Genomic DNA, 19,162 nt, shown 5'->3' with positions numbered 1-19,162 from the left:
AGGGATAGTGTCAATTAACTTATTTGTCTTATTTAGTGTAACCTATCCATCATAATTATCAAAGTATTAATTTTAATATACTTTAAAAAGTTATAGAAAATAACTTAGAAGATTTTAAGGAATTTATTTATTTAATCAATAAACTTTAAATAAGAGATAAACCTTATAATTGCTAAAAATAGCTGTTATAGGGTTTGTTTTATGTTGTATAAGTTTAAGTTTAGAGTAATTAATAATCAAATTTAGCTCATATCACTTTATATACTTATTATTCCTATAATGGACAAAAAATTATCTATAAATTATAATATAGTTTAATGGGAAGGTTTCAAGTTAATGAGGTTTAAAGAAAGGGGGATATAGGTTATGCAGATTAGTAAAAAAACAAACTATTTTGTTAGTGTGATTGAATTTAAAGAAATCAATAAAAATCCTTTCATAGCAGGACTATTATCAATATTTTTAGGAATCTTTGGAGTACATAGATTTTATCTTAAAAGAAAGCTAACTGGTTTTATATTTTGTATAATAGTCATTACTTCTTTACAATTTGGAGATGCAAATATTGTTGCTATATTACTGTTATTATCTTTTATAGAAGGAGTGATATATATAATTAAGGGAATAGGATGGTTGAAAGATAAACTTATAAATAATAGTATTAGTAATAATGAATATATGGACAAACTACAGAGAGTAACTGATGAAGAAAAAATTAATATGGATGGAAAAGAGACGAGAGATGGACTAAATGAAAAGGAAAAAATAAATGAAATAGAGATAATTGAAGTATCTCATATTGAACCTAAAAAGATACATACAGAAACAAAATCAAGTAATAAATATCAAAATAATTGGACAAAGAAGCTAGATATACCTTATGAAAGGTACATAATGGAAATATCTCAAGTTAAAGATGAAACTATAAAATTTTATGAGAAACTATGTAATTACCTTGATGAAGAATTAAGAAAAAAACAAATATCTCTCAACAAGGAAATAAAGAGGATATTAGAAGAGGGAGGACGTTATAACAATATTTTATATACCATTTATTGTATATCAGAAGGTCATGTAACCAAAGCATATAGTGGAGGATATGATTATTATGATCCTGGATATTCATATGGAATACTAGAAGAACATTTAGGAAAAGATATTAGAGATAAAGTATTTGCTAAAGCACAAGGGCTTGAAAAGAATGTAGCACCTCCAATGGACGAGGTATTAATCTATTTCAATCTAACAGAAAATGGATTGCCAAAAAAATGGTGGGATAATGATGGGAAGCTTAGGAAAAACATGGAATTTAATACTAAAGACCTAAATGTTTTAACAGCTACTCCATCAAGAAATACAATAGTATGGGATATTTATAGTGCAAAGAAAAAAATTATAAGTTTATATTTGGTATTATGGGAATCCATATCTAATGGATTAGAAGCAGATGTAAAATGGATAAAAAAGAAAAAAGATGTTCTTAAAAAGATAATTGATGGAGAATATAGGTACTATATAGATTATGAAAATGAAAATATTTTAGCATCACTAATAAAGATTTCAGAGAATACATTAAGAGAAGTTATTCCCAATACTCAGATTTTAAATATTACTAATGATCAAGAGAATATCGATAAGTACTTACCAAAAGAAGTTGTAAAGGACATAAATAATAAAATTATAGAGTATAAAAAAGGTATAAGTAGAAAAGAGATAGAAAATATATTAAATGAAATGATTGAAAAAAGGCCTAGTGATTGGAAACTAAAAGCAGAAAAGATATTGATGGCTGATATTGATATGGGGTTAAAGGATTTAATAAGTTATGAACAAGATGAAAATTTTTTAAAGATAGCAAAAGAGATAATTAAAAAATCGGATTATAAGGAGTTACTATTGTTGTCTTTATATGGAATAGGAAAGCAGGAAAATTTAAGTCAAAAAAATATTAAGTTGTTGGAAAGTATTATATATTCCAGTAACTTATCCATATATAAAGAACTTGTAGAGGACAAAATAGCATTATCTATGGAGTTATTAAATAGATTAGTAGAACTTACGATGCCCATTAGAAAGAAGATAGAATTGGATATGAACAAAGTTGAATTATCGAAGAAGGAGCTTACTGAAACTGTAAATATTGTACAAGAATACATAGGGGAAAATGAAGATAAAATAATTGAAACTGAAAATAAGAATCCAATAGAAAAAATAGTAGAAGAAATTGACGATAAATTAGATTTTAAGTATGGTGAATTTTTAAATTTGATATTAAATATAGGTGCTATGAAGATTGAAGATGGAAAAAGAATAGCTATGGATAATGGCACTTTATTAAATGCTTTTATAAGTGAAGTTAATCGTGAATTATATGAATATATACAGGATCAAACTATAATAATTGACGATGATTACATTAAGATAGATGAATTTTATGTAGATATGGTAAGGGAGTTGATAAAAAATGAAGAATAGGGTAAATCCTAAGGAAGCTGATAATATTATAAAGGCACTAGAGGGAGGAGTAGTACCACGAAGAGGAATTCAACATCTTTTAGTCGGACGAAATGAAGAGGTTCAGGAGATTATTTCAATTTTAGAATCTATAACTCAAGGCGGCAGTGACATAAGATTTTGGATAGGAGATTTTGGTAGTGGAAAAAGTTTTATGCTAAGAACCATAGAATCTATTGCTGTACAAAAGAACTTTGTTGTATCTACAGTGGATTTAACACCTACAAGAAGATTCTATTCATCTGATGGTAAAGCAAAGTCTCTATATAATGAGATAATAAATAATATAGTTATACAGACCTCGCAAGACGGCAATGCTATAAATACTATAATAGAAGAATGGATAAATAGGATTATCACAAACATATCTGAGAGAGACAATATACCTATTAATCAATTGTTAATGATAGAAAATAAAAAAATTGTAGAAAATGAAATACTAAATATTACTAGTTGTTTTAAATCAGTAGGACTATCTTATGAATTAGGACAGGCTATTTCTAAATATTATGAAGGTATAGCAGAAGATAATAAAGTGTTGAAGTTAAAGGCTCTAAGATGGATACGTGGAGATATAGACACTAGAACTGAATCTAAAAGAGAATTAGGAATAGAAAGAATAATAAATGATGACAATTGGTATGATGCTATTAAAAATTTAGCAGAATTATTTTCTGATATAGGATATTCAGGATTTGTAGTAAATTTTGATGAGGCTGTTAATTTATATAAATTGCCTATGGCTCAGACAAGAGAAAGGAATTATGAAAAGATACTAAATATATTTAATGAATGTAAATCCAATACTGCAAGAGGATTATTTATAAATTTTGGAGCTACAAGAAAGACTATATTTGATGAACATCGTGGTATGTCTAGTTATGGTGCTTTAAAAGGAAGATTAGGAAGTGATGGTAACTTAAATTCAAGATTAATAAATACAAATAAAACTGCTTTGCTACTCAAACCTTTGACTGTAGAAGAGATATATACATTACTTGATAATCTAAATAGTATTTATAATATACACTATAGAAAAAATATATCCATGACAACTGAAAATATACAAATATATATGGAAGAACAATTAAACAGACCAGGTGCAGCTGAATTTTTAACTCCACGTGCAGTTATTAAGGATTATCTAGAAGTACTGGATTTAATTAGGCAAAATCCAGATGAAGAGATTGAAAGTATAGTTTATGGAAAGTTTGGTAAAGAACCTATGCCAGTAACCAAGGATGAAGCTAATAAAGATGATGATATTGAGGTTCTATGATGAGCAGCTATAACTTGTTGCGAAGAGAAATTAGAGAATATATATATGATGAAGGTTGGGAGGCATTAAGAAAAATACAAGAGGCATCAATAAAACGTGTCAATGATACGGAAAATAATTTAATATTAGCTGCACCTACTGCTTCAGGAAAAACAGAAGCAGCGTTTTTACCAGCTATAAACGCAATAGAAAACTGGGATTCTGGTCTTAAAATTATGTATATATCTCCCTTAATAGCACTTATAAATGATCAATTTAAAAGAATACATGATTTATGTGATTATATGAATATACCTGTAACATCTTGGCATGGAGAAGCATCTAAGTCTAAGAAAAATAAGTTGTTGAAAAGGCCACAAGGAATACTTTTAATAACTCCAGAATCTATGGAGGCTATGTTATCTTTGAAATCAGGAGAAGCAAAGAGTCTTTTTAATGGTACGGAATGGATAATAGTTGATGAAATACATAGCTTTCTAGAAAATAATAGGGGTATACAGTTAAAGTCCCTGATGGAAAGAACAAAACTATATATGACAAAAGAACCTAGATTTATAGGTATGTCAGCTACTTTAAATAGAGAAGATTATAAGATAGTTAAGAATTTTTTTATCAGCAATAGAGATACAGATGTATTATTAGATAGTAGTAAAAATCCTTTAGAAGTTACCAAGAGCTATTATAAATCAAATATAAAAAAAGAATCAATTGAAGCATTAAATGAGATATACGATTACTCGCAAAGAGAATCCATGTTGATTTTTCCAAATGCAAGAAGCGAAGTAGAAAGATTATCAGTGAGTCTCAGTAGATTAGCACAAAAGATGGGTTCAAACACTAGATATTTTGCTCATCATTCTGCAGTAAGTAAGGATACGCGACTTACTGCAGAAAATTTTGCTAAGAATAGTAAAGAGGAATTATTCTCCATATGTTGTACATCTACTTTGGAATTAGGAATAGACATAGGTTCGGTAGATAGTATAGTTCAATATAACGCTCCACACTCCGTAGCAAGCTTAGGTCAAAGATTAGGAAGAAGTGGTAGAAGAGAAAGAAAAAACGTATTACATTTTATTGCAACTGATGAATGGTCATTACTACAAGGTCTAGCTGCATTATCACTTTATGAAGAAGGAATAATAGATAGAATTGATCCAATAATAAAACCTTATGATGTTTTGGCACATCAAATAATATCTATTTTATTGGAGAATACTGGAATTCCATTTGAGAATTTAAAAGCTTTAAATAAAAAATTTAATTCATGGCAAGATATAGAGGATAATGAGTACCTAGAATTATTAGAATACTTAATACAAAAAGAATATATAGAGATATTAGAAGATGAGGCAATAACAGGTATTGAATCAGAAAAATTATTGAGGGGTAGAGAGTTTTTTGCCCATTTTGAAACAGAAAATAATTTCTCTGTTTATAATAGCCAAAAAAAGATAGGAGAGATTCCACTATCTCCTAGTGTACAAATTGGAATAAATATATTTTTATCTGCACAGATATGGAAAATAACAGATATAGAATTGAAGGGTAAAAAAATATATGTAGATAAAGCCATAGACGGAAATCCACCTATGTTTTTTGGAGATGGTGGTAACATAACCAATGAAATAAGAAATCGAATGAAAACTATATTGAAGAATGAGGGGCATTGGGAGTGCTATAATGATGACATTAAAGAGGTCTTATTAAAGCTTTCAGAAGAGAATTTAAAGTATGACGGTTTTCACTGGGTAGAGAAAGATGATAAAGTTGGGCTTAGAACATTTCAAGGGACAAGAATAAATAGAACTTTACAGCTCTTATTAAATATGCTAAATAATAGTATAAACTATAAGCTTGAAGATAAAGAAACCTTTATATATGGATTGAACATAAGAGAAGCTATAAATAAGGTAATGGAAAGAAATTTTAATGAAAATGATATTTTTTTATATTTAATAACTCATCCAGAAATAGTGGAATTATATTTATCTTTTAACAAATATAGAGCACTATTACCAGATAATTTAAAAGTTAAATATGTGATTAATAATAAATTGGATTTAGAAGGAGTAAAAAAATATTTGAGTAATTCAGTAACTAACACTTTTAATGGATTCTTTTAATTTAGAGTCAGATTTTTTGAAATCACCAATATACTTTAAGTTGTTTAATATTAGTTGGAAGTAATTAATAAAGGTTTTGAAGTCCTTTTAAGTAGGGGTTTCAACCTTTTTTATTTTGAGAAAAAAATATAGTTTGATGACCTTAGAAAATGATTTATAGGTAATCTTTAAACTTGACTTTGTATTCTACATGATGTAAAATAACTGCAATACTACATAATGTAGAATAAGAGGAGTGATAGGATTGGATATAATTAAAATTTCAGATGCAGAATATGAAATAATGGAAATTATTTGGAATGAGGGTAGGGAAGTTACTACAGTTGATATAATTGAAAAACTGGGAGAAGATAATTTTTGGAAACATACTACTATACTTACATTAGCTAAGCGATTAGTAGATAAAAATGTATTAAATGTAAGAAAAGAAAAGAGAGTTAATTATTATTCTCCAAATATTAGTAAAGATGAATATAAATCCTACCAAGCTGACGGATTTATAGAAAATATGTATGGTGGCAGCATAAAGTCTTTAGTAGCGTCATTATATGATAATAAGAAGATAGATGAAAATGACTTAAAAGAGTTAAAAGACTGGATTAGGAGGTTATGATATGGAAACTCTAAATACAGTATTTAATATGTCTATTACAGGGAGTATTATATTTTTTATATTTTTATTCATAAAGCCTATAACTAAGAAACATTTCAATTCATCTTGGCATTATAAAATGATTATCTTAACATTAGTTTTCTTTATTATACCAGTAGGAAATTTTATAAAAATTCCTATAAAATCAATTCCTAATATTTCTAATTTAGAAATTCAAGATTCAGATGGAGAAAAGGATATAATTAAAAATGAGACAATAAGGGATATAGGCAATAGTCCAAATACAGAAAAACAGAATCCAGAATATGAAATGAAAGGTAAAGTAAAAAATAATTATACCAATATAACAGAAGCAGAAAATCATAATCTTCAAGATATAAAATTTAATATGAGTTTTTATATGGACATAATTAAATATATTTGGATAATTGGTATGGTTATTTTATTGTTATTAAAAATCATACCATATATAAGGTTTAAATTTTCTGTTTTAAAAAACAGCATAGAGATAGAGGAAAGTTCTGTTTTAACAGTGTTCAATCTATGTAAAGATGAGTTAAATATAAATAGCAGAATACCTTTAAAGGTTTATGATGTTATTAGCTCTCCAATGTTAATAGGAATATTTTATCCTATAGTACTAATTCCAAAGATTGATGAAGACTATAAAAGATTGAAAATGATATTCTTACATGAACTAGGTCATTATAAAAGAAAAGACATTATAATAAAGACTTTTAGTCTTATTGTAAATGCTATACATTGGTTCAATCCACTAATATATATATTGCTAAAAGAAATGGATAAATACTGTGAATACTCCATAGATGAAAAGGTAGTAGAAAAAATGGATATTAGTGATAGAAAGTATTATGGAGAAACTATTTTAAATTTAATAGGTAATTCCATGATAAAGAAAAGTTCTCTTACAACAGCCATGGGAAGCGAAGGAAATCTATTAAAGTCTAGATTGGAAAATATGATATTTTCATTTAAAACAACTAGAAAAAAACATATTATTTCATTATTTACAGGAATTCTGATATTAATATCAGGAATCACCTTAGCTTGTAGTATTTTGCCTAATAAAGTAATAAAAGAAAATGATTCTTTTGTAGTATATATCAAAGAAGATGGACTTTATTATTCTTATTTAAATAGTGAAGAAGAGATAAAAGTCCATGAAGGAAAAGAATTTATTTATCCTCTTATTTCCAAATCTGGAAGTTATATAGCTTATACTAATAAAAATAGTCTTTATATTTATGATATAAAAAATAAAACCTATGAAAAGACAGCAGATAATATTAATCATTATTATATTTCCTATGACTGGATAGATGATAAAACCATAGTATATTCTACAGATAATCCTGGTTTTACAATATATAATGTATCAACCAAAGATAAAAAAGAGCATTTAGACGAATATTATTATGATAACCTTAGGTCAGCTAATAAAGATACCATTTATGGTATAAAAATCAGCAAATGGACATCAGAAGGAACAGATTATGCTGCTAATAATGGTGTAGTAGAAATAAGTCTAAAAGATTATGATTCCAAGATAAAAATGTTCCCAATAAACACCATAATAGAGTCCAGAGAAACTACAGATGAGGTGATAGGGTATAATCCTATTATATGGGATGTAACAAAGGATGGGAAATATGTTTATATAATGGAAAAACCTGCTTCTGGTTCACTAAGTACTGATGGAATAGGTATTGGAGTATATGATGTAGAAAAAAAGGAACATACAGAATTTACAGATATAACATTATTACCATATAAGGATAATCTTTCTATAAATCCTAAGAATAATGATTTAATTGCAATAGTAGAGGGTTCAGGCAGAGAAATGATTTTATCTAAAGAGGTGATTTTATTAGATATAAATAAAGATAAAACATTTAAAAATATTGAATTCATGGATAAAGACTTAGTAGCCATGACTCCAAGTTTTACATTAGATGGAGAAAAATTATTATATTCAGCAACTAATGGGCAAGATGAGTCTTGGGATTTTGATTATAATAAGGCTTTTGAGGACTGGGAGGTTCAACCTCATCATATTTATGAATATGATTTAAATACATCTTCAGTAAAAAATATAACTGAAGGAAATAATTTTGATTTCATGCCTATAAGTATATCAAAGGATAATATACTGTTTTGCAGATATAAAGGTGAAGGGTACCATAGTCTAATAAAACTAGTTAATGGAAAAGAGGAAGTATTAGCAGATAACATTGTTATTGATTATGAACTTGAAGAATCAGGGTTTGGATTTTATGGGCATTTAGATACGGAAAAAGGAATAGATATTTTTATAAATAAGAATACAGATTATATGGAAGAAAAAAATAAAGATATTAGTAAAATAGATGATTTATATAAGCTTAAAGGAACCTATATAGGAGATAATTCAAAAGTTAGTAATATAATTAATTTTTTAGATTTCCCAGAAGAATTAATACCAGTTGGAATAGAATTATTTACTAAGGAAGAGCCTTATGGATTACAGATTAATTTTAAGTCTAGTGTTGAAACTAGATCAAAGTATATAGCTACGAGTTCTGACCATATTTGGAGATCTCAATCTTTAATTTTATTCTCACTTATTGATAATTTAGACTATATTAAATATGCTATAGACGGTGAGGATATGAATATTATTGTGTCCTATATAAATAGGGAGGTTGGCGATAGCCTAACTATGTCAACATTAGGACATAAAACTTCTGAAGTGGCTAAAAATAAAAAATGGTTCAAAGAATTTTATAAAATATGGGGTGAATATAATACAAAAACAAACCAACCAGAGGCATTAGTAGGGAATATAGTAATAAAGGATAATACATTGTATTTTAACGAAGTGGAAATCGTAGAGTGGGAAGATCAAGAAAGAGTAAAAGAACTGGGTTTAAATGAATATGATATGCCAAGTGGATATATGATTATTGACAAGAATAAAGGTGAGAGAGTCTTTGAATTAGCAGATGAAGTTATATTTACTTTTACTGATGTTAACCTTAATTTTGTAAAAGATTCAGAAGGTGATAGACTATATACTACAACGAAAAAGGATGAATTCATAAAACATTTAGGAAAGTTAAATGAATTTCCACTATCTGAACAAAACTTACCATTTTTCATTGAAGTAAAAGATGGAAAGATAATTAGTATTACTGAAAAATTTAAATATACAATTTAAAATATAATAAAATATTGAAAAAGACAATATTAGAGAGAACAAATCAGAAAAGTAATCTCTAAATTCTATCCATTTGTATATGACAAGATGTTATAATAATTACATGTAAGTAAGGTATATGATAAAAATGTAGAAGTTGTTTATTTAGAATAAATAGAGGTGTTTTAAATGAAAGTTATTTTCAGGAAGATAGGAAAGTATTTTTATATAGCTCCTATTTTAACCACACTAATACTTAGCTTTATAGGCTCATTTTTCATTGTAGCAACATTATTGATTATTAGTATAATCCAAAATTCATCAAATTTTCTTTTTCAAGATATATTGCCTGGACTATTGATATATTCATTATTAACTTTACCTATTGTTTTAACAATTGAAAATATTATTTTACTTTTTATCAAACCTAAAACAGAGGAAAAAGAAAAGGCAATAAAAATATGGGAAGTTGTAGCAATGAGTATTGGGGTGACATTTACACTTTTTTATGTGTCATTGGTTAACATTGTTTTTGACGATTAGAATGTGCAATTGTATAACCATGAAATACATACTCCAATTGCGACAAAATCATTTTTGACTATGGGTATTATTGCTTTAGTAGCTGTTCTTGGATATATGATTCTTAGATTTTCCCCCATTGAAAAAATGCCTCCGCTTTTTGCAGTGCTATGTATTTCTGCACTATACCTTGGTATTGCAGAATGTATTCTATGGTGTGTTCAAATATTTAATGCACTAGATAAAGATATGATTTTACTCTGCTTATTCCCCTTAAACTGGGTTTTGATCGCTATAAGAACAATAAAAGATGTTGTGCATCAACAAACTTTCAAAAAAGAAAATGTCTCTCATAAATATAAGCATCTTGTGATATTACTAAATAATACCTCTAACTGGCCATGGATTGCTTTTCTTGCTGCAATTCCTCTGCTTGGTATTTTAGTTGCTGTATTGATTCTTTTTGGTCAGGAGCCAGACAGCTTTATAAAAGCGTGGACAGAAACTGCCGATTGGAATTTGTCACAGAAAGTTGCACCTCAAAACATTTATAGAGATGAACATTATTTATGTACAGTTGCTGCAGGCGGACATCCAACAATTGTAAAACCCATGCGTACTGGGAAACGACATGGCCATAGAGTGATTGTAAATCGACAGTTATGTATCGCCAATGCTTTTGAACAGCTTCTTGAAGAACGGACACCAAATTTTCATCGTTTTGTGAGGACTTTATATGATAAAACTGGCTATCCAATAGCAAAGCATATACAGTCTCCATATATTGCTGATGCTATATATTTTATAATGAAACCACTGGAGTGGATATTCCTTTTCTTTCTATATATGTTTGATGCAAAGCCTGAAAATCGTATTGCAGTTCAATATCCCCATTCAGTCCCACCAACATTAAACTCTGCCTTCTACCAGCAAAAGTAGAAAGAATGGTGAAGATACTTTGTATAACATATGGAATCTAGGCAGGATTTATATAATTAATACCAAGCTGTTTGCTTAAGCAAACAGCTTTTTAAAATAGTTTGTAACAAATCTTTTGAAAACAACACTAATATATTGAAAGGGGGAATTTATGCTGTTTATAAAAAAACTTTATGAAGACTATAAATCAGATGTATTTTATTACCTTGTAAGTATAACACATGATTCTGACCTTTCTGAGGACTTGACATCAGAAACATTTTTAGCTGCAATAAAATCCATTTCTAGATATAAAGGTAATGCAGATATTAAAACATGGCTATTTTCTATTGCAAGATATAAGTGGTATGAACATTTGAGAAAAAGAAAAAATGAAGTTTCATTCGATGATTTAGCAGAAATTTATATTCAGCAAAACGAAGATATAGAAAATCGACTTTATCGAAGTGAAATTGCAAAAATGTGTTTAACTGTTTTAGATAAGGAACCTGAGCAAGCAAGAAATATAGTTAAGATGCGTATTGAAGGGTTTTCGTATTATGAAATAGCTAAAAGATATGGAATCAGTGAAAGCTCAGCAAGAGTAATTAATTTTAGAACAAAGAAAAGAATAAGGCAGATTCTTGAAAAGAGATATGGTGATATGTCAGGAGATAATTTCTAAAAAGAATCAAAGAAGTGTCCTTTGTTAACTATTCTTGACTATATTTTAGCATTAGGATATTTCAATCAAAATTGTATTTAAATATTTAATATAAAAAATAATAATATGCTTAGACCACTTATAAAAATGTTTCTAAATATATTATAGGAGGAGGGAAACTTATGAGTAAAATAACCTGCAATATTTGCATGGATTTGATTCCTCTTGTAAAAGACGGGGTTGCCTGTACTGATAGTGAGAAGGCTGTGTTTGAACATTTAAAAGAATGTGCTGATTGCAACAGCTTTTTTAAGGACCTTGATCAAAAGCCAATAATAAACGATAAAAAAGCTTTTGGAAAAATCAAAAAGCAGGTTAATTTATCAATTTTAATTATAACTGTACTGAGTATTTTATTTGGTATCGGATTATCAATGAGTGAAAACATGTTTTATAATATAGTTATTATGCCTGTTATCGGAGTTGTCAGTTTTATAATTTTAAAAAACAGAGCATATGTAGTTACTGTATTTGTTTTTGTAGTATCATATATCTGGCATTTTGTTATGTTTTACTCAGAAATCAGTTATGGAGGTTTTTTAAGTAATTTAATAGCTTCGTTATATTGGGCTCTGATTTATTCTGGTTTATGTGCTCTTGGGACACTGATTGTATTCTTATTGTACTTTGCTTTTAAAAAGGAGGATTGATATTATGAAAAAGCTTATGAAGATTTTAGCTGCAATTGTAGCATTTGCTATTATTGTTGGTATATTGTGGTTTGCTAATGGTTTTTTGGGAAATCCTGTTTCAAAAATACTTGCAAAAAATGCAGCTAAAAATTATATCGCTGAAACTTATGCTGATAGAGATTTCATTATTGAAGAACTTAATTATAATTTTAAAGATATGGGTTATTATGCTCATGTAAAATCTCCATCAAGTGTAGATACTTATTTTTCAGTATATATTTCAATGCTTGGCAAGATTAAACGTGATTCTTATGAAAATGTATTAAATGGCTGGAACACCTATCAAAGAATTGAAGACGAATATCGTCAAATGGTTAACAGTGTGTTCTCTTTACCAGAATTTCCACTGGTAAGTAATATAGATTACGGTACAATTGAGATAATGGAAAAAGATACAACTGGTGGATTTGATAAAGCAAATTATGGAATAAAGATGAGTGAGCTTGAACTTGATAAGGAATATAATATAAAAGAACTGGCAAAAACGGCAGGTCACATTGTTTTCTATGCGCAAGATGATGAAATATCATTTAAAAGGGCAAGTGAAATTCTTTTAACCCTAAAAGAATTTTTAGATAAAGCAGATGTTCCTTTCTATGCTATTGACTTTATTTTGGAAAAACCTCGCAATGAAGACGAAACTCCTAATCAAGATAGAACCACCATTAATACGGCTAATTTTTTATATGGCGATATTTATGAAGAAGACCTTGAAAAACGTTTAGAGGAAGAACACAATGCTTTGATGGATTACTACAAAGAACAAGATGCAAAAGGAAAATAACAAACAGTTCTGTGGGCTTATGGATTTTTCATGGCAAAAATGTATTGACGTGAATATCTATGGATAAAGATGAAATCGCAAATTTAAAAGAAATAAAAATAATATTATATAAAGAAATATTTCTACTTCAAATAGTAGAAATATTTCTTTTGGATTTAGATTTATCTTCATTAGTAATTGTTATTTAAGAAGTCTAAAATAGAATTACTAAATTCAGTATCTTGTAATGGATTGTTAAAGTATTCTTCATAACAAATAAAATGTTCATCTCCTTCACGAACAAATGTAGAAGTATCTATATTATATTTTTCAGCCTGTTTTTGCAAGCGCTGAAAACTAGGATAAGGTACTTGAGAATCTTTGGTGGAATGCATCAATAACAAAGGTCTGTTATCAAAGTTTTTAAGTGCTTTTAGTGGAGAATAATTAGTAATATTAAATCCATAATGAATCCCTGAATATAGCCTTACAAATGGCTTTTCTAATGTACAAAATAATTTAGGAGCATCCATTAAATTCATATTGTCTGAAAAAACATCTTCCCAACTAGAAAAAGCTGAAACAGCAATAACCCCATCAATACGAGAATCTTTACCTGCTGCCATAATACTAGTAGCACCTCCCATGGAAGTTCCCATGGCAATAATAGGAAGGTCAGATACTTCCTGATTACTTGATAAGTAATTTACTCCAGCAACTACATCATTCCACTCTGTATAACCTAAACCAATTTCTTTACCCTCACTAAGATTTCTTCCACGCATCTCAATTAATAAAGAATCCCAGCCATTATCTGCAAACATCTTCGCATATCCAAAGAAAGCTGTTACTGATGGATTTTCTATTCCAGATAATATTATGACTGTTCCCTTAGTGTTATTAGCCTTGGTATGCCATGCTGCAAGTGAAAGACCATCTTCAGTTTTAAGAGAAATATGCTCAGCTTCAATACCATAGTCTGAGGATTTATATTGTGGACGTTCTACTCGTTTGCCTAAAATAGGTCTCATAATAAAATGAGGAATTACCGATAAAAAGATTAAAAGTAAGATAATAGCAACAATCACAATAGCAATAATAATACGTTTAAATTTATTTTTTTTACTTAATTCCATCTACCTTTTCATCCTTTCCATAAGATTTTATACATAAATAATTGTATCATAAATTTAAATAAAAAGAATCAGTTATAAATAAAATATGCTCCTTTCTAGTTTTCATCTTATTTTGAATCCTATTAGATAAGAGAACTTACTTTTACTTAGGCATAGACCTAATTAAATTTAAACGCTTTTATTTATTCTATTTATTGTCTTAATACTCTAATACCTTTGATAAAAATTCTTTAGTTCTAGGATTTTGTGGATGTTCAAATAAATCTACAGCCCTATTTATTTCTACAATTTCACCATCAGCCATAAATATTGCCCTATCAGCTACTTGTTTTGCAAATGCCATTTCATGAGTTACTACTACCATTGTCATACCTGTTTTTGCTAATTCCTTCATTACATTTAAAACTTCCCCAACCATTTCTGGATCAAGAGCAGATGTAACTTCGTCGAAAAGTATTACTGTTGGGTCCATGGCAAGAGACCTGGCAATTGCTATTCTTTGTTTTTGTCCACCAGATAGAGAGGAAGGATAGACATCTTTTTTATCTAACAAGTCCATGGTTTTTAAGAGGTCAATGGCTTTTTGTTCTGCTTCAATTTTTGTTAGTTGTCCCGTTAAGATTGGGGCTAAAGTTATATTTTCGAGAACTGTTTTGTGAGGAAATAGGTGGAAATGTTGAAATACCATTCCTATATTCTGTCTTATTTTATCGATCTCTTTCCCAGATGTAGCTATATTTTTACCATTAATATATATGGACCCGGAAGTAGGTTCTTCTAAATAATTTATACATCTTATAAGTGTGCTTTTACCGGAGCCAGAAGGACCGATAAGACTAATAACTTCGCCATCATTTATTTCTAAGTTTATATTTTTCAATATATGTTTATCTCCAAAAAATTTATTTAAGTTTTGTATTTTAATCATTATGTGACAATCTCCTTTCAAATAAACCTATTAATTGTGATAATGTAAATGTAAATATAAAGTATATTACTGCTACTATTATTAATGGATTAAAGGGTTGAAAACTATTACTTTGAACTATTTTTGAGGCATACATAAGATCTGCTACTCCGATTGTAGAAGCTACAGAAGTCTCTTTTATTAAAGTAACAAATTCATTTCCAAGAGCAGGTAATATATTCTTTATTGCTTGTGGCAATATTATATGTTTCATAGTTTGTTTATGGGAAATTCCTAAGCTTCTACTGGCTTCTGCTTGCCCCTTATCTATTGATTGAATCCCAGAACGGATGATTTCTGCAACATAGGCAGAACTATTTAAAGAAACCGCTATTAGGGCAGCTAAAAATCCATCTATATTTACACCCAACATTACATAGCTTCCAAAATATACTAAGGCAATTTGCACCATCATAGGTGTTCCACGAAGAGTCTCAATATATACAGTAGAAATAAATCTTAAAATCCTATATTTTGATAACTTTAAGAGACTGATCAATGCTCCTACAGTACTTCCTATAATAAGAGATAAAAAAGATATTAATAAAGTTATTTTAATTCCTGTTAAATAATAGTATTTATATTTTATAAGTAATTCTATAACGTTCAAATCATTCACTCCTAATCATTCTTTATTTCTTTATCACTTAATTCTTTAGCTTCCGCTTTCCACTTTTCAACTAAATCTAGTTCTATTAATTCATCTATTATTTCATTTAAATACTCGGTCAATTGATCATTACCTGTTTTTAAGGCTATACTTGCACCACCATTTTCATGGGTAAGATTTATTTTTTCCACTATGACTATATCATCATTAGTTTGTTCATAGGATTCAGCAACTTCTTTTGAGATTACAATTCCATCTACTTTTTCAGTTTTAAGTTCCATAATAAGAGTATTTAAAGCTGGAAGTTCTTTAACTTTGGAACCTTCTATATTTTCAGCTATATTTTTTTGTATGGAACCTGTTTGAACACCTAAAGTTGCACCATTAAAATCTGATTCAGACTGAAACTTATCTTTATCTGACTTTCTTATTAAAATTTTATGAATTTCATCTATATCATAGGATTTTGTAAAATTGGCATCTCTATCAGGTTCATTTACCATGCCAGCTATTACAATATCTAACATACCAGTAGATAGGCCACCTAGTAAGTTATTAAACTCCATATCTTTTATTTCTAACTCAACACCTAATTTATCAGCAATATATTTTCCAATGGATATGTCGTATCCAACTATTGTATCCTTTCCATCTAATAAGACATGGAATTCATTTGGTGGGAAATCTGCACTTGTTCCCATTATTAATTTGCCTTTACTCTTTATTCCTTTTAAAGAATAGCTTTTAAACTCTACACTGTTTGAGTCTGAATTTATTTGTTTTCCATTATTACAAGCAATAAGTAGGTTAAAACATATAATAAATCCTATTAATAAACTGATTTTCTTTTTCATCTCATTCACCTCATAATATTAATTAATAAAAAAAGCCTCATCTCTATATATAATAGAGACGAGACTTCCCGCGTTGCCACTCTAATTGGTTTTGTTAAAACCCAACTCAATTTAAATAACGCTTTAAATGCGAAATAAGATACTGACCTAATAGGCTTTGTCTTATTTGTTTCTACAGCTCTTTTCCTTATAAATTCAATCACCTGGTTCTCAGCTTTTCCAGTTCTCTGTAGGATTTACTAATATAATTACTCTCTGTATCATAAACTTTTATATTTAATTATAAACCTTCACTACTAAGTTTATCTGCTTCAATTAGCCATTTATCTATTAAACCTTCAGATTTTAGTTTTGCTATTATTTCATTTAATTTTTTCGTTAGTTCATCATTTCCTTTTTGGATAGCAATTGCAACTCCTCCTGCACCACTATCAATAGTTAAATTCTCCACTACCATTAAATCATCATTTGCCTTTGCAAAGGATTCAGCAACTATTGTTTCCATGACTGCACAATCTATTTTTTGGGTTTTTAGATTCATTACTATATCTGGGTTTGTACTTAAACTTTTTACTTCAGCATCTTTTATAGTTGTTTGGACTATATTTTCTTGAGTTGTACCAATTTGTACACCTATACTTTTTCCGATTAAATCATCAATGGTGGCAATACCAGATGGATTATTTTTAGAAACTAAAACGGAAAGATCTGCTTCATAATAAATATCTGTAAAATTAGCCTCTCTGCCATCCTCTGGAGTCATACCAGCTATTACAATATCCAACATTCCAGTTGCCAATCCACCTAAAAGTTTATCAAATTCCATATCTTTTATTTCCAATTCTACTCCAAGTTCATCTGCTATATATTTTGCAATTTCAATATCCAGACCAACTATTGTATCTTTGCCATCTATCATAGCGTGGAATTCAAAGGGTGGATAATCTGCACTAGTTCCTAGTACAATTTTTTTCTTTTGAATAATTGAATCTAATCCTTGTACCTCTGATTCTATATTGTTTTCTTCATTGTTTATCTGTCTATTGGATGAATTCCCTCCGCAAGCCGTTAAAATAATACTAAACAACATGATTCCTGCCAATACTAAACCAATTTTCTTTTTCATCTTAATTTCCTCCTTAGTAAATAATATTTTAAAATAAAAAAACTCGTCTCTTACTATAAGAGACGAGTAATATACCCGTGGTGCCACTCTAATTATATTTTAACTTAAATAGAAAAAATATAACTTGTAACAAATAACGCTTTAAATGCGGAATAAGATACTAACCTTTGGCTTTGTCCTATTCATTTCAGCAACTCTTTTCATTAAGCTTTCCATTATCTGGCTCTCACCTTACCCAGTTCTCTGTAAAATGTACTTATCATAACTACTCTTTGCTTCACCAATATTTTAAATTATTTTTTTATAATGTATACTATCATAAATAGATTTAGAGAATTTGTCAAGTAATTTTTTATAATTATAATAATGAGGTTTATAAAGAGAGGTTAAAAGCAGATTTTAATAATAGAAAGTAATTTTTTTGAGTAAATGGTTTTCTAGTTTGTATTAACTTTATTTTCCAATCATTACAGAACTAGCTTTAATAACAGCGGTAGCTTCATCACCTATATTAAGGTCAAGGCTTTCTGCTGATCCTGTTGTAATACTAGAAACAATATTTAATCCATTTATATCAATAACGACCTCTGTTGAAACTGGACCTTTTTTAATATCAATTATTTTTCCTTTGAGCTGGTTTCTAGCTGATAGCTGCATAATATTCCTCCTTAAATAATCTTTAGTTTAATATTTAAGCTAATTCAGTTCTAACTATTTCTTCTATTTCGTTTTCTTCAGGATAACGGTCTAATTCTTTCTTTGAAAAAATTAATTCATCGTTAAATGTTACTTCAAATACTCCTCCAGAAGAAGGGTATAAGATAACTTCAGATATTTTTTGTTTTTGCTCACTTAAAATAGATTGAGTTAGAGCAACTGCTCTTCCAAGATAGCCTCAACCAGTACAATATTCAATAGTTAGTATATTTTTCATTCAATCATCCTCCTAATATTAACTTTATCTATAAATACCCATTTTACTATAAATAAGAACTATAATAAAACAGTTATATCATATCCATTCTCATAAATAATATTCTAAGATTTAATATTATAAATTTTAGATATGATATAATATTGTAAAATATGGTATCAATAAAATTAAGATGGAAATATTTAAGA

General features: G+C 28.4%; 15 protein-coding genes, 2 pseudogenes and 2 other annotated features. Of the genes and pseudogenes, 10 read left to right on the top strand and 7 right to left on the bottom strand.

Going from position 1 to position 19,162, the window contains the following annotated elements; genetic code table 11:
- The first annotated feature begins 366 nt into the window (after nucleotides 1–366).
- From KQI41_RS14905 to KQI41_RS14860, 10 genes and pseudogenes are all read left to right on the top strand, one after another.
- On the top strand, nucleotides 367–2,475 hold the full coding sequence (locus tag KQI41_RS14905) for an NINE protein (protein WP_154438853.1): 2,109 nt from the start codon (nucleotides 367–369) through the stop codon (nucleotides 2,473–2,475).
- On the top strand, nucleotides 2,465–3,793 hold the full coding sequence (locus KQI41_RS14900; protein ID WP_154438852.1) for an ATP-binding protein: 1,329 nt from the start codon (nucleotides 2,465–2,467) through the stop codon (nucleotides 3,791–3,793). Before KQI41_RS14905 ends, KQI41_RS14900 begins: the two co-directional genes overlap by 11 nt.
- Entirely contained in the window at nucleotides 3,793–5,919 is a 2,127-nt protein-coding gene (locus tag KQI41_RS14895; protein WP_229768469.1) for a DEAD/DEAH box helicase, read from the top strand. The genes KQI41_RS14900 and KQI41_RS14895 overlap by 1 nt, the downstream gene beginning before the upstream one ends.
- Before the next feature lie 244 nt (nucleotides 5,920–6,163).
- Nucleotides 6,164–6,532, top strand: coding sequence for a BlaI/MecI/CopY family transcriptional regulator (locus KQI41_RS14890; protein WP_154438850.1), 369 nt, complete (start codon nucleotides 6,164–6,166; stop codon nucleotides 6,530–6,532).
- Nucleotide 6,533: 1 nt separating this feature from the next.
- On the top strand, nucleotides 6,534–9,749 hold the full coding sequence (locus KQI41_RS14885) for a M56 family metallopeptidase (RefSeq protein WP_154438849.1): 3,216 nt from the start codon (nucleotides 6,534–6,536) through the stop codon (nucleotides 9,747–9,749).
- Nucleotides 9,750–9,917: 168 nt separating this feature from the next.
- Nucleotides 9,918–10,787, top strand: a pseudogene (locus tag KQI41_RS19430) (DUF6688 domain-containing protein); the annotation flags it as partial.
- On the top strand, nucleotides 10,770–11,189 hold the full coding sequence (locus tag KQI41_RS19425) for a DUF6688 family protein (protein WP_425335894.1): 420 nt from the start codon (nucleotides 10,770–10,772) through the stop codon (nucleotides 11,187–11,189). The pseudogene KQI41_RS19430 and the gene KQI41_RS19425, both read left to right, overlap by 18 nt.
- A gap of 151 nt (nucleotides 11,190–11,340) precedes the next feature.
- Nucleotides 11,341–11,853: an RNA polymerase sigma factor gene (locus KQI41_RS14870; RefSeq protein WP_154438846.1), complete on the top strand. Its 513-nt coding sequence runs from the start codon at nucleotides 11,341–11,343 to the stop codon at nucleotides 11,851–11,853.
- A 161-nt stretch (nucleotides 11,854–12,014) separates the two neighbouring features.
- Nucleotides 12,015–12,542: a zf-HC2 domain-containing protein gene (locus tag KQI41_RS14865; RefSeq protein WP_154438845.1), complete on the top strand. Its 528-nt coding sequence runs from the start codon at nucleotides 12,015–12,017 to the stop codon at nucleotides 12,540–12,542.
- A gap of 4 nt (nucleotides 12,543–12,546) precedes the next feature.
- The gene (locus KQI41_RS14860) at nucleotides 12,547–13,368 is read left to right on the top strand and encodes a YfjL-like protein (RefSeq protein WP_154438844.1); all 822 of its coding nucleotides are present in this window, start codon (nucleotides 12,547–12,549) and stop codon (nucleotides 13,366–13,368) included.
- Nucleotides 13,369–13,538: 170 nt separating this feature from the next.
- Here KQI41_RS14860 and KQI41_RS14855 read toward each other — a convergent pair whose 3' ends face one another.
- The 7 genes and pseudogenes from KQI41_RS14855 to KQI41_RS19190 form a co-directional block, all read right to left on the bottom strand.
- Nucleotides 13,539–14,483, bottom strand: a complete 945-nt coding sequence (locus KQI41_RS14855) for an alpha/beta hydrolase (RefSeq protein WP_154438843.1) — start codon at nucleotides 14,481–14,483, stop codon at nucleotides 13,539–13,541.
- 199 nt (nucleotides 14,484–14,682) lie between these two features.
- The gene (locus KQI41_RS14850) at nucleotides 14,683–15,411 is read right to left on the bottom strand and encodes an amino acid ABC transporter ATP-binding protein (protein WP_154438842.1); all 729 of its coding nucleotides are present in this window, start codon (nucleotides 15,409–15,411) and stop codon (nucleotides 14,683–14,685) included.
- On the bottom strand, nucleotides 15,404–16,069 hold the full coding sequence (locus tag KQI41_RS14845; protein WP_216585587.1) for an amino acid ABC transporter permease: 666 nt from the start codon (nucleotides 16,067–16,069) through the stop codon (nucleotides 15,404–15,406). The genes KQI41_RS14850 and KQI41_RS14845 overlap by 8 nt, the downstream gene beginning before the upstream one ends.
- Nucleotides 16,070–16,071: 2 nt before the next feature.
- Nucleotides 16,072–16,914 carry a transporter substrate-binding domain-containing protein gene (locus KQI41_RS14840; RefSeq protein ID WP_154438840.1) on the bottom strand — a complete coding sequence of 281 codons (843 nt, stop codon included), beginning with the start codon at nucleotides 16,912–16,914 and terminating at the stop codon, nucleotides 16,072–16,074.
- Between the two features lie 51 nt (nucleotides 16,915–16,965).
- Nucleotides 16,966–17,187, bottom strand: a binding site (T-box leader).
- 7 nt (nucleotides 17,188–17,194) lie between these two features.
- Nucleotides 17,195–18,040 (bottom strand): transporter substrate-binding domain-containing protein, encoded by an 846-nt coding sequence (locus KQI41_RS14835; protein ID WP_216585586.1) that lies wholly within the window; start codon nucleotides 18,038–18,040, stop codon nucleotides 17,195–17,197.
- A 55-nt stretch (nucleotides 18,041–18,095) separates the two neighbouring features.
- Nucleotides 18,096–18,330: a binding site (T-box leader), on the bottom strand.
- A gap of 163 nt (nucleotides 18,331–18,493) precedes the next feature.
- Nucleotides 18,494–18,697, bottom strand: coding sequence for a TOBE domain-containing protein (locus KQI41_RS14830; RefSeq protein WP_216585585.1), 204 nt, complete (start codon nucleotides 18,695–18,697; stop codon nucleotides 18,494–18,496).
- Nucleotides 18,698–18,731: 34 nt separating this feature from the next.
- A pseudogene (locus KQI41_RS19190) lies at nucleotides 18,732–18,923 on the bottom strand (SelT/SelW/SelH family protein); the annotation flags it as partial.
- Nucleotides 18,924–19,162 lie beyond the last annotated feature (239 nt).

The sequence above is a fragment of the Tissierella pigra genome, from assembly GCF_018917845.1.
In the GTDB taxonomy this organism is placed as follows: Bacteria; Bacillota; Clostridia; order Tissierellales; family Tissierellaceae; genus Tissierella; species Tissierella pigra.
The sequence above is the reverse complement of the archived record's forward strand: the minus strand, read 5'-3'. Positions and strand labels throughout refer to the sequence as shown.

Coding starts and splice junctions, on each gene's coding strand:
- KQI41_RS14885 (WP_154438849.1), top strand. CDS start 6,534: ATGGAAACTCTAAATACAGTATTTAATATGTCTATTACAGGGAGTATT.
- KQI41_RS14835 (WP_216585586.1), bottom strand. CDS start 18,040: ATGAAAAAGAAAATTGGTTTAGTATTGGCAGGAATCATGTTGTTTAGT.
- KQI41_RS14900 (WP_154438852.1), top strand. CDS start 2,465: ATGAAGAATAGGGTAAATCCTAAGGAAGCTGATAATATTATAAAGGCA.
- KQI41_RS14905 (WP_154438853.1), top strand. CDS start 367: ATGCAGATTAGTAAAAAAACAAACTATTTTGTTAGTGTGATTGAATTT.
- KQI41_RS14830 (WP_216585585.1), bottom strand. CDS start 18,697: ATGCAGCTATCAGCTAGAAACCAGCTCAAAGGAAAAATAATTGATATT.
- KQI41_RS14870 (WP_154438846.1), top strand. CDS start 11,341: ATGCTGTTTATAAAAAAACTTTATGAAGACTATAAATCAGATGTATTT.
- KQI41_RS14860 (WP_154438844.1), top strand. CDS start 12,547: ATGAAAAAGCTTATGAAGATTTTAGCTGCAATTGTAGCATTTGCTATT.
- KQI41_RS14855 (WP_154438843.1), bottom strand. CDS start 14,483: ATGGAATTAAGTAAAAAAAATAAATTTAAACGTATTATTATTGCTATT.
- KQI41_RS14850 (WP_154438842.1), bottom strand. CDS start 15,411: ATGATTAAAATACAAAACTTAAATAAATTTTTTGGAGATAAACATATA.
- KQI41_RS14865 (WP_154438845.1), top strand. CDS start 12,015: ATGAGTAAAATAACCTGCAATATTTGCATGGATTTGATTCCTCTTGTA.
- KQI41_RS14840 (WP_154438840.1), bottom strand. CDS start 16,914: ATGAAAAAGAAAATCAGTTTATTAATAGGATTTATTATATGTTTTAAC.
- KQI41_RS14895 (WP_229768469.1), top strand. CDS start 3,793: ATGAGCAGCTATAACTTGTTGCGAAGAGAAATTAGAGAATATATATAT.